Below are 11,701 nucleotides of genomic sequence, written 5' to 3' on the forward strand. Positions count from 1 at the left end.
CCTGATCGATTCGTCCCAAAAATAACAGGAGAAGCAGATGCCTAACGTTCTCGGCCAGAACTTCATCGGCGGCGCCCGCAGCGGCCTCGGCGAAGCACGCCACAAAAGCCTCGATGCCACGACTGGCGAAGCCCTGCCCTATGCATTCCACCAGGCCACTGACGCGGAAATCGACGCTGCCGCGCTGGCCGCTAAAGAAGCCTTCCTTGAATACCGTCAACTGAGCCCGGCACGCCGCGCTGAATTCCTCGACGCCATCGCCGATGAACTCGACGCGCTGGGCGATGATTTCGTTGCGCTGGTGTGCCAGGAGACTGCGCTGCCGGCCGGTCGTATCCAGGGTGAGCGCGGTCGTACCAGCGGCCAGATGCGACTGTTCGCCAAAGTCCTGCGCCGCGGCGACTTCCTTGGTGCACGTATCGACCAGGCGCTGCCTGAGCGTAAACCGCTGCCACGCGTGGATCTGCGTCAGTACCGCATCGGCGTCGGCCCAATCGCGGTGTTCGGTGCGAGCAACTTCCCGCTGGCCTTCTCCACCGCAGGCGGCGACACCGCGTCGGCACTCGCCGCTGGCTGCCCGGTCGTGGTCAAGGCTCACAGCGGCCATATGGCCACCGCTGACCTGGTCGGCCAGGCCATCGTCCGTGCCGCCGAAAAAACCGGCATGCCAAAAGGCGTGTTCAACATGATCTTCGGCAGCGGCGTGGGTGAAGGTCTGGTCAAGCATCCAGCCATTCAAGGCGTCGGCTTCACCGGTTCGCTGCACGGCGGTAACGCCCTGTGCAAACTGGCCGCCGAGCGTCCACAGCCGATTCCGGTGTTCGCTGAAATGTCCAGCATCAACCCGGTCGTGCTGCTGCCGGGCGCGCTGACGGCTCGCGGCGCTGCGATCGCTGGCGAACTGGCGGCTTCGGTGGTGATGGGTGCGGGTCAGTTCTGCACCAACCCGGGCGTCGTGATCGGCATCCGTTCCCCTGCCCTGACCGCGTTCACCGAACAGCTGAAAGAGCACATGGGTGGCCAGGCGCCGCAGACCATGCTTAACGAAGGCGGCCTGCGCAGCTACAGCAAAGGCGTGCAGAAACTGTTGGCACACCCGAGCGTGACGCACCTGGCGGGCAAACCGCAGGAAGGCAAACAGGCTCAGGCCCAGCTGTTCAAGGCTGATGTCAGCATGCTGCTCAACGGCGATGAGCTGTTGCAGGAAGAAGTGTTCGGTCCGACCACGCTGTTGATCGAAGTCGCGGACGATGCCGAGCTGAAAGCCGCACTGCAGGCCCTGCGCGGCCAGTTGACCGCGACCCTGATAGGCGAAACCGCTGACCTGCAGAAATATCAGTGGCTGGTGCCGGTGCTGGAAGAAAAAGTTGGCCGCATCCTGGTCAACGGCTACCCGACCGGCGTGGAAGTGTCCGACGCGATGGTGCACGGTGGTCCATACCCGGCAACCTCCGATGCTCGCGGCACCTCCGTCGGCACCCTGGCAATCGACCGCTTCCTGCGTCCGGTCTGCTACCAGAACTATCCGGACAGCCTGCTGCCGGCCGCGCTGCAAAACGCCAACCCACTGGGCCTCAAGCGCCTGGTCAACGGCGAGTGGAGCAGCGACGTCATCGCCTGATGACGCCCTGAACCGCTGCAACTAAAAACGGCGCGCCCTTCCACGGGCGCGCCTTTTTTTTGGCCTGGATCTGCGTCTCGGCGTGATGCGCATTGCCAGCGACCCTGTCGCCCACTAGCATCGCCGCCTGACAATCGACGCGGCAATGGACACCGGACATGAACGACGAACTTCACATCATTGACCTGCAGGAAGGCACCGGCAAAGCGGCGGTCAAGGGCGCGCTGATCACCACCCAGTACACCGGAACGCTGGAAGACGGCACGGTGTTCGATTCCTCGTGGGAGCGCGGCAAGCCGTTTCAATGCGTGATCGGCACTGGCCGGGTGATCAAAGGGTGGGATCAAGGATTGATGGGGATGAAGGTCGGCGGCACGCGCAAGCTCCTCGTCCCGGCCCACCTGGCCTACGGCGAACGCTCGATGGGCGCCCACATCAAACCCAACTCGAATCTGATCTTCGAAATTGAACTGCTGGAAGTGCTGACCCGGGACGATTGAACAGTAAACCCGGTGTAAGCGGTGTGTCAGGCACACCGCGATGGTTGGTTTTACGACTGCTGCGCAGTCGATCGTCCGAGTGCGGCCCAGAGCAAGCGCGCGCCGACAAGGTGATGCGGCGCCGACTGGTAACGGGCTGGGCGATAAAACCTGTGGGAGTGAGCTTGCTCGCGAAGACTGATTCCCAGACGTTGCATCTCTACAGCCTGCACCAGCCTCTTCCCGGCTAAAGCCGGTCCTACAGACGCTGCAAGTTTTTCGTAGGACCGGCTTTAGCCGGGAAGGCGCCGGGGATTACGCGTTGATCGAATCCGGCGTGGAAGAAAGTTGGTTCACTCCCACTCCGATCTCCAGGCATTACCCAATTCTCCGGCCAGACTCAAAACCTGTGGAAGTGAACTTGCTCGCGAAGACTGATTTCCAGACGCTGCAGCTCTACAGCCTGCACCAGCCTCTTCCCGGCTAAAGCCGGTCCTACAGACGTTGCAAGTTTTTCGTAGAACCGGCTTTAGCCGGGAAGGCGTCGGGGATTACGCGTTGATCGAATCCGGCGCGAAAGACAGTTGGTTTACTCCCACTCGGACCTCCAGGCATTACCCAATTCTCCGGCCAGACTCAAAACCTGTGGGAGTGAGCTTGCTCGCGAAGGCTGATTCCCAGACGCTGCATCTCTACAGCCTGCACCAGCCTCTTCCCGGCTAAAGCCGGTCCTACAGACGCTGCAAGTTTTTCGTAGAACCGGCTTTAGCCGGGAAGGCGCCGGGGATTACGCGCTGATCGAATGCGGCACGAAAGACAGTTGGTTCACTTCCACTCGGATCTCCAGGTATTGCCAAACTCTCCGGCCAGACTCAAAACCTGTGGGAGTGAGCTTGCTCGCGAAGACTGATTCCCAGACGCTGCATCTCTACAGCCTGCACGAGCCTCTTCCCGGCTGAAGCCGGTCCTACAGACGCTGCAAGTTTTTCGTAGGACCGGCTTTAGCCGGGAAGGCGCCGGGGATTACGCGTTGATCGAATCCGGCGCCAAAGACAGTTGGTTTACTCCCACTCGGATCTCCAGGCATTGCCAAGTTCCTCGGCCAGACTCAAAACCTGTGGGATTGAGCCAACTGTCTTTACCCCCCCTCGATCAACGTCCCTCACCTCCTTCGCCTGTTCAAGCCGCCACTTCATACAGCTTCGGCAGCTCAATCTCGCCGCTTATCAGGCTCTGACGCATACGCGCCGCCTGCAGCGCGGCGGCCTGCATCGCGCTTTCCTTCACGTGTCCGTAACCGCGGATGCGCTCGGGCAGACGCGCCAGACTCAACGCAGTGTGACGATTGCCAGCGTTCAGGTGACTCAGGATCAGCTCGACGTCCGCGACATAGCGGTCGATCAACTCACGCTCCTGACGGCGCTCAAGACTGCAGCCAAACGGATCGAAGGCCGTGCCGCGCAGGAATCTGAACCTGGCCAGTACGTCGAACGCTTTCAGCATCCAGGGCCCGAAGCTGCGCTTGCGCGGCACGCCGGTGCGCGGGTCACGCGCGGCCAGCCAGGAAGGCGCCAGATGGAATTCCAGCCGGTAGTCGCCTTCGAACTGTGCCTGTAGCTGTCGGGTGAAGTCGCCGTTGCTGTACAGCCGCGCCACCTCGTATTCGTCCTTGTAGGCCAGCAGTTTGAAGTAATTGAACGCCACCGCTTCGGTCAACGCCGGTTGATCGTCGGGGAACAGCCGCGCCTCGGCCTCCCGCACCTTGGACACCAGCGCCAGGTACCGTTCGGCGTACGCCAGGTTCTGATATTCAGTGAGCGCTTGACTGTTTTTCTCCAGGCGCTCCTGCAAGGTCAGCGTCGCAGGTGGCTCGGCAGGCGCTGCCTGCGGATAGGCCGCCGCCTGAACCGCGGGCAGATCGAACGCGGCGCGACGCCCCCACAGGAACGCTTGCTGGTTGAGGCTGACGGCGACACCGTTGAGCTCGATGGCTTTCTCGATGGCTGCGCTGGTCAACGGAATCAAGCCGAGCTGGAACGCGTAACCGAGCATGAACAGGTTGCTGGCAATGCTGTCGCCCATCAATCGAGTGGCCAGATCAGTCGCCTGGATGAAGTGGGTTTTCTGCTCGCCAACAGCTTCGCGGATCGTCTGCATCATGGCTTCTGCCGGGAATTCGGCGTCGGGGTTGCGAGTGAACTCCGCAGTCGGGGTCTGCTGGCTATTCACGACGGCGTAGGATTTTTCGCTGCTGAGCTTGGCAATGGCATCCGGCCCCGAGGCCACCAGCAGATCACACCCCAGCAGCAAGTGCGCTTCACCCGCCGCGATGCGCACCGCAAACAGGTCTTCCTGACGCGCGGCGATACGAATATGGCTGACCACTGGCCCGAACTTCTGCGCCAGTCCGGCCTGGTCCAGAACGCTGCAGCCCTTGCCTTCCAGGTTCGCGGCATAACCTAGCATCGCACCGACGGTGGTCACGCCCGTGCCGCCTACGCCTGGCAGCAGAATATTGAACGGACGATCAAGGCTTGGCAGGGATGGCTCGGGCAACTGTGCGAACGCCTGCTCGCGGTCAGGCAGCGCAGGCTTGCGCAGCGTGCCGCCGTGAACAGTCACGAAACTGGGACAGAATCCCTCGACGCAGCTGAAATCCTTATTGCAGGCACTCTGGTCGATCTCGCGCTTGCGCCCCTCAGCGGTCTCCTTGGGCAGGATCGACAGGCAACCGGACTTCGTCCCACAGTCGCCGCAGCCTTCGCACACCGCCGGGTTGATGACAGCGCGCTTGTCCAGATCGGGCATCGTGCCGCGCTTGCGCCGACGGCGCTTCTCGGTGGCGCACGTCTGATCGTAGATGATCACCGACACGCCTTCGAACTCGCGCAACTCGCGCTGCACGCTGTCCAGATCACGTCGATAGTGAAAGGTGGTGATCGGCGCGAACTGATCCCGGCTCGGGTATTTGTCCGGATCATCCGACACCAGCGCAATGCGCTGCACGCCTTCGTTGAAGACCTGGCGACTGAGCTGGTCGACCCGCAGCACGCCGTCGATCGGCTGGCCGCCGGTCATCGCGACGGCATCGTTGTAGAGAATCTTGTAAGTGATGTTGACGCCGGACGCCACGGCCGCACGCAGCGCCAGATGACCGGAGTGGAAGTACGTGCCGTCGCCCAGGTTCTGAAACACGTGAGGCGTATGGGTAAACGGCGCCTGCCCGATCCAGGTCACGCCCTCGCCGCCCATCTGGGTGAAGGTGTCAGTTTCCCGGTCCATCCAGATGGTCATGTAATGGCAGCCGATTCCGGCAAGCGCGCGACTGCCCTCCGGGACTTTGGTCGAACTGTTGTGCGGGCAGCCGGAACAGAAATGCGGCGTACGCTGGGTCTTGAACAGTGGCGCGGCCAGCGCCTTTTCCTTGTCCTGGAGAAATTGCAGGCGCGCCTCGATTTTCGGGCTGCTGTAAATGGGCGCCAGCCGCTTGGCGATGACGCGGGCAATCATGGCCGGGGTCAGCTCTGCCAGGTTGGGCAGCAACGAGCGTCCGTCCTCATCGAACTCACCCACCACCCGCGGACGCTGCTCGACGGGCCAGTTGTAGAGCTGGCCGGTCAGTTGATCTTCAATGACGCTGCGCTTTTCCTCGACCACCAGAATCTCGTCCAGTCCCTCGGCGAAGTCGTGCACGGAAACGGGTTCCAGCGGCCAGCTCATGCCGACCTTCAACACCCGGATGCCCACCGACGCGCACAGCTGCTCGTCGATGCCCAACTCTTCCAGCGCTTGTCGCACGTCCAGATAGGACTTGCCGGTGGTGATGATCCCCAGCCTTGGCTGCGGGGAATCAATGACCACCTTGTTCAGCTGATTGGCGCGCGCAAATGCGCGGGCGGCATAGATCTTGTAGGTATTGAGCCGGGCTTCCTGCGCCAGCGGCGGATCGGGCCAGCGGATGTGCAGGCCCCCTTTGGGTAACTGAAAGTCTTCGGGGATGCGCGTCTGGATGCGCAATGGGTCGACTTCGACGACGGCTGAAGAATCGACGTTCTCGGCAATGGTTTTCATCGCCACCCAGCAACCGCTGTAGCGCGACAACTCCCAGCCGATGATGCCGTAATCGAGGATTTCCTGAACGTTACTCGGGTTGAGCACCGGGATCATCGAGGCAATGAATGCGTGTTCGCTCTGGTGAGCGATGGTCGACGATTTGCAGCCATGGTCGTCACCTGCAAGGATCAACACGCCGCCGTTTTCGGCGACGCCTGCCGAGTTGCCGTGCTTGAACACGTCGCCGCATCGATCGACGCCCGGGCCCTTGCCGTACCACAAGGCGAACACGCCATCGTACTTGCCATGCGGGAACAGATTGACCTGCTGGCTGCCCCACACCGCCGTCGCTGCCAACTCTTCGTTGACGCCGGGCTGGAAATGGATGGCGTTTTGCTTGAGGTAATCCTTCGCATCCCAGAGGCTTTTGTCGAGATTGCCCAAAGGCGAACCCCGATAGCCGGAAATGAAGCCGGCTGTGTTGAGACCCCGGGCTTCGTCGCGTTGTTTCTGCAGCATGGGCAGGCGGGTCAGCGCCTGGGTTCCGGTCAGGTAGAGATGGCCGGTGGCGAGTCGATACTTATCATCCAGACGAATATCAGCCAAAGACATTCAGGCACTCCTTTGTTTTTATTAGTGCAATTTGAATGCAGCAGAGAGCGGCCTCGTGAGCCTGGCTCCCTTTTGCCGTCGAGACGGTTCAGCCCGACGGCGACATGCCAATACTGCCTGTGGCGCGCAGGCTTTTTCTTTCTAAATCCGCCGAAATCTGCTCATATCCTGCATGCCTGTTTCGTTTGAATAATAAAAAAGGGTCAATTCATGCAGGTCAAACTCAGCCCCATCGATCGCAAAATCCTCCGCCTGTTGCAGCATGACGCCGACCTCTCCGCTGCCGAGATCGCCGAGCGGGTGGAACTGTCGCAGTCACCCTGCTGGCGTCGAATCAATCGTCTGGAAGAAGAAGGCGTGATCGAGCGCAAGGTCGCGCTGCTCAATCCGGCCAAACTGGGCCTGACCATGACGGTCTTCGTCGACGTCAAGCTGTCGGGCCATGGCCGGCGTTATCTGACCGAATTCGAGGAGGCGATCATCGGCTTCCCCGAGGTGCTGGAGTGCTACACCATGGCTGGAGACATGGACTTCATGCTCAAAGTCGTGGTGCAGGACATCGCCAGTTACGAGCGTTTTCTGCGCGATCAACTGCTGCAAAGCCCGCACGTGCAGGAAGCGCATTCGAATATCGCGATGAGCACAGTGAAGAGAACGACGGAGCTGCCCATCGAGTAGCTGTCCAGGCCGCCGAACGCCGGCGCGGGCCATGTGCGCAGGTGCAGCGAGGGCGCGATTTGAGATTTCCAAGGGGGGCGGACGAATTATTTCACAGGAATGCGAAAAAACATTTGACGTGCAAATGATAATGATTATTATTGAGCGCAACCGGTCGCGAGACTGGTCGGTAACCCAGAAGCCTTAGGTCGGCTTCCGGATTATCTCCTCATCAGGCTAATCACGGTTTTTGACCCGGCTTTTTGCCGGGTCTTTTTTTTCGTGCCCTTATAAGGGTCTGGGTTCGGTCGGGTGTTGCGTCTTCAGGCTAATGAAGAGGGTGCGAGGGACTTCAGCCGTCGCGATGGCGCGCATAATAGCAAAAGTATATTGAGCACTGAATCGCTGAACCGGTCTAAAACGACACATTCGGTAAAAATTTCCAGAAAAAACCACGCACCACTTGAGAATGAATCTCATGAACACTAAGATCGGCCCTGCGTCACGGATGATGCCCCCACTCCTTTCCAGCGAATGACCCACGGATGACCTGCGAGTGACACGCCATGACTAATCAGCTCACGACCCTGTTTCCGCTGCCTGCCCGGCAACCCGGAATGCCCGTCAGCCAGGAGACCGATACCTGCCGCCGACGCATTCAGAAGCTGCCTCGCCGAACTCAGCAAGTCTTTCTGCTGAGCCGACTCGACAACCTTTCCTACACCGCCATCGCCCAACTGCTCGAGACCGACGTCGAAGCCGTCGAGCGCTGCATGACGCGCACGCTTGAGCAGTGCGCCGGTCAATCCGGCGACAGTCCCGCTGATGACGTGATCACCACGCAAGCCCTGCGCTGGTATGTGCACCTGCAAAGTCCACTGGCCACCGCCAGTCAGCGCATCGAGTTCCGCCACTGGCTCGACGCCGACACTCGCCACCTGAGTGCGTTTCAGGCCAGCGAGCGACTGTGGTGCAGACTGATCGCGCCCGCGGCCATCCTCGGCGCCAGCGGCTGGCATCGACGCAAACGCAAGCCCTACATCGGCTGGCTGTTGCTGACTGCGTTTCTGTGCAGCCTGCTAGTGACGGCCGAGGCCTTCAGCACGCTGCTGACGTGACCCAAAGACAACACATTCTGTCGCAGTTTGCCCGTCCGATCCGTGTAAAGTAATCGTCATAACAGCCCAGCGACGTTGTCCTGCCGTGCAGCGGCGGCGTCCAGATGGCGTGAGTGGCATCAACGTACTCAGGATCCTTCCGTGACTCAGACTCCCCTTTCGATCTCCGCAGATTTCGACAGCGGCAACATCGTGGTGCTCGACGCCAGTGACGCGAAGCGCGTTCAACTGGCCATCCGCCCGGACAGCAAAAGTGCCCACTTTCAGTGGTTCCACTTCAAGGTCGAGGGCATGCAGGTTGGCCAGCCTCATGGGTTCAGCCTGACCAACGCCAGCCAGTCGAGCTACAACCGCGCATGGACCGGGTACAACGCCGTCGCTTCGTACGATCAGAAGACCTGGTTTCGCGTGCCCAGCCACTTCGACGGTGAAGCCCTCAACTTTGACCTGACACCCACTGAGCCTCAGGTGTGGTTCGCCTACTTCGAGCCCTACAGCCGCGAACGTCATGACTGGCTGATCGATCAGGCGCTGAACAAGGCCGGGACCGAGCTGCTGGCCACTGGCAAGAGCGTCGAAGGCCGGGATATCCCGCTGCTGCGCAAAGGGGACGGCGCCGAGGGCAAACGCAAGATCTGGATCATCGCCCAGCAGCACCCGGGCGAACACATGGCCGAGTGGTTCATGGAAGGCGTGATCGAGCGCCTGCAGGAAAACGACGCAGCGTTGCAGACCCTTCTCGCTTCAGCGGACCTGTACCTGGTGCCCCACATGAACCCGGACGGCTCTTTCCACGGTCACCTGCGCACCAATGCGAAGGGCAAGGACCTGAACCGCGCGTGGCAGGACTCGACACCCGAGCTGAGCCCGGAAGTGTTCTTCGTCAAAGAGCAGATGGAAAAGTATGGCGTCGACATGTTCCTCGACGTACACGGCGACGAGGAAATTCCCTACGTATTCACCGCGGCCTGCGAAGGTAATCCGGGCTACACCGAACAGCAGAAGGCGCTGGAAGCGGATTTCCGCGCGCGCCTGAGTGGACTGACCAGGGACTTCCAGACGCGTTATGGCTATCCAAAGGCCACGCCGGGCAACGCCAACATGAACCTGGCGTGCAACAGTGTCGGCGAACGCTATAAATGCCTGGCACTGACCCTGGAAATGCCCTTCAAGGACAACGACGATGCGCCAGACGCGCTCACCGGCTGGTCGGGCAAACGCTCGAAACAGCTCGCCAGAGACGTGCTGACCACCCTGGGCCAGATGGTCTCGGTACTGCGCTGAACGCAGTCCATTGGCCTTCATGCCGCTCGTGGCCAGCGGCATGAAGGCAACGCGGCAGATCAGCTCACGTGCGTGACTGAGCGGCCGCGTTGACCGGCGATGCACTCAGCCGCGGGATTTTCCTCGCAACATGCTGTCCAGCACCTCATCTCTTCTGACCCAGCCATGAAACAGCGCCGCCGCAAGGTGGGCCAGGATGGTCAGGAAAAACAGATACGCCAGATACTGATGTGCCTTGCGCAGCAGCGCGAAGGTTTCGGCGTTCGCCGCAAGGATCGACGGCAGCCTGATCGACTCACTCAGCATCACCGGATCGCCTGCAGCGCTGATCATTGCCCAGCCGATCAGCGGCATGGCAAACATCAGCGCATACAACAGATAGTGGGAAAGCTTCGCGGCCAGGGCCTGCACCGCCGGCAGATCCGCGGGCAACGGCGGTGTCCGGGTAGTGAGGCGCACGATCAGGCGCACGATGACCAGCAACAGAATGGCGATGCCCAAGGGTTTGTGCAGGTTCAGCAGCCATTCATGGCGCTGCGAAACCGAAGCGACCATCCCTGCACCGATGAACAGCATGGCAATGATCATCAGTGCCATCAGCCAGTGCAGCGCGCGGGCCAGCGGGGCGAAATGGGTGGTGGGCGTATTCATGGCTGTTTCTCCTGCGCAGGCTCGGCCTTCAACTGATCGACTTCTTGGGTGCGGCGCATGTACGACGCCGCGTAGGCTGCTGAGCGCGCAGCAAGCAACGGATCGTCCGAGCCTTCGATGCCATTGGGCAGGATCAGCGGGTCGTAATTGATGTCACGGCAGGCGCCGTCCAGTTGCGCGCTGTCAGCCTCCACCACCAGGGTTCCGGCAGTGACGGTCTTGTGCTCGCCGGCCCAGGCCTTGGACGCATCGTTGGTCGGGTCCTGCGGGTTGGCCAAGGTCAGCACCAGATTCCAGCGTTGCGGACCGCTGGCCAGCTTGTCGCTCAGGTCCTTCTGCAGGTAGTCCTTGGCGTCAGGTGCCGGCGCGTCACCTTTCGCGTCAGGCACCAGGCTCCAGCGCACGGCTTGACGTTTGCCGCTGGCATCTACCAGCACGAATGCATTGACGCTGTTATAGGTCTCGGTGACGAAGCTCGCTGAAGGCTTGGCGGTCTTGACCCACGCCAGGAACGGCTGCGCTTCGGGGTGAGCGGCGAAGAAGGCGGGCGGCTTGGCGGGATCAGGCTTGCCGGTCTTGGGGTCTGGTGCGGTGGCCTTCTGCAGGTCGATGAAGGCCTCAGGCGTGCCGACCGGGAAGACCGGCATGCTGTTCATGCCGGTTCGCCACTGCTGCCCGTTGGGCTGGGTGAATTGCACCGCGAAGCTGCGCAGCGGTGCGGCGCTGTCCGGCGAATACGGATTGCCGGTCGGCAGCGCGAGGCGGCCGATCACCGGGGTACGACCGCTGGCGAACACTTCGGCGCGGGAAAGGCTGGCGGCTGCGCCGTTGCTCTCGAAGTAGCCGGCCACGCAGATGCCTTTCGGATGATTGCGCCGATAACCGGGATGCACGCCATTGTTGTGTTCGAAGACATCGACAACGCGCGCGGGCGTCAGCCGCTGTGGGTCCAGAGTGCCGTTGACGTAGGCAAATGCGCCGGCAACGACCAGAACGATCGCGCCGATGCCGGCCATGCGCAATAACAGTGAAGACGTACTGAGCGGGGGTTTGTGGGGATGCGGCGGTTCACGGTCACTCATCAATGATTCTCCGGGCCTGAGGCCTCTGTGCAAGTAGCAGGTGAAGTGGGACGCGGCTCGAGGAGGGTTATTCCACTCCTCGATATTTATTTTTCGGTTGATGGAATAACTTGCACGGGCGTGCGTCTTTCTGGTCACACGATT

The 11,701-nt window shown here is 61.1% G+C and carries 8 protein-coding genes; 5 read left to right on the forward strand and 3 right to left on the reverse strand.

All coding sequences use genetic code 11. From position 1 onward, the window contains the following. The first annotated feature begins 37 nt into the window (after positions 1 to 37). Complete coding sequence (locus BMZ10_RS04450) at positions 38 to 1,621, forward strand: aldehyde dehydrogenase (NADP(+)) (protein ID WP_093458817.1); 1,584 nt, start codon at positions 38 to 40, stop codon at positions 1,619 to 1,621. Positions 1,622 to 1,779: 158 nt separating this feature from the next. After that, positions 1,780 to 2,121 (forward strand): FKBP-type peptidyl-prolyl cis-trans isomerase, encoded by a 342-nt coding sequence (locus BMZ10_RS04455; protein WP_093458818.1) that lies wholly within the window; start codon positions 1,780 to 1,782, stop codon positions 2,119 to 2,121. Positions 2,122 to 3,279: 1,158 nt separating this feature from the next. Here the strand turns inward: BMZ10_RS04455 and BMZ10_RS04460 are convergent. Next, on the reverse strand, positions 3,280 to 6,765 hold the full coding sequence (locus tag BMZ10_RS04460) for an indolepyruvate ferredoxin oxidoreductase family protein (RefSeq protein ID WP_093458819.1): 3,486 nt from the start codon (positions 6,763 to 6,765) through the stop codon (positions 3,280 to 3,282). Between the two features lie 210 nt (positions 6,766 to 6,975). Here BMZ10_RS04460 and BMZ10_RS04465 point away from each other — a divergent pair, with 210 nt between their 5' ends. From BMZ10_RS04465 to BMZ10_RS04475, 3 genes are all read left to right on the forward strand, one after another. Further along, positions 6,976 to 7,443, forward strand: a complete 468-nt coding sequence (locus BMZ10_RS04465; RefSeq protein ID WP_093458820.1) for an Lrp/AsnC family transcriptional regulator — start codon at positions 6,976 to 6,978, stop codon at positions 7,441 to 7,443. Between the two features lie 545 nt (positions 7,444 to 7,988). Continuing rightward, positions 7,989 to 8,540 carry a DUF4880 domain-containing protein gene (locus BMZ10_RS04470; RefSeq protein WP_093458821.1) on the forward strand — a complete coding sequence of 184 codons (552 nt, stop codon included), beginning with the start codon at positions 7,989 to 7,991 and terminating at the stop codon, positions 8,538 to 8,540. Positions 8,541 to 8,681: 141 nt separating this feature from the next. Continuing rightward, positions 8,682 to 9,824 carry a M14 family metallopeptidase gene (locus BMZ10_RS04475; RefSeq protein WP_093458822.1) on the forward strand — a complete coding sequence of 381 codons (1,143 nt, stop codon included), beginning with the start codon at positions 8,682 to 8,684 and terminating at the stop codon, positions 9,822 to 9,824. Positions 9,825 to 9,929: 105 nt separating this feature from the next. On the opposite strand, the gene BMZ10_RS04480 is transcribed toward BMZ10_RS04475, so the two are convergent. Further along, the gene (locus BMZ10_RS04480; protein ID WP_093458823.1) at positions 9,930 to 10,475 is read right to left on the reverse strand and encodes a cytochrome b; all 546 of its coding nucleotides are present in this window, start codon (positions 10,473 to 10,475) and stop codon (positions 9,930 to 9,932) included. Then, positions 10,472 to 11,557 carry a catalase family peroxidase gene (locus BMZ10_RS04485; RefSeq protein WP_093458824.1) on the reverse strand — a complete coding sequence of 362 codons (1,086 nt, stop codon included), beginning with the start codon at positions 11,555 to 11,557 and terminating at the stop codon, positions 10,472 to 10,474. The genes BMZ10_RS04480 and BMZ10_RS04485 overlap by 4 nt, the downstream gene beginning before the upstream one ends. Positions 11,558 to 11,701 lie beyond the last annotated feature (144 nt).

The sequence above is a fragment of the Pseudomonas sp. NFR16 genome, from assembly GCF_900108875.1.
In the GTDB taxonomy this organism is placed as follows: Bacteria; Pseudomonadota; Gammaproteobacteria; order Pseudomonadales; family Pseudomonadaceae; genus Aquipseudomonas.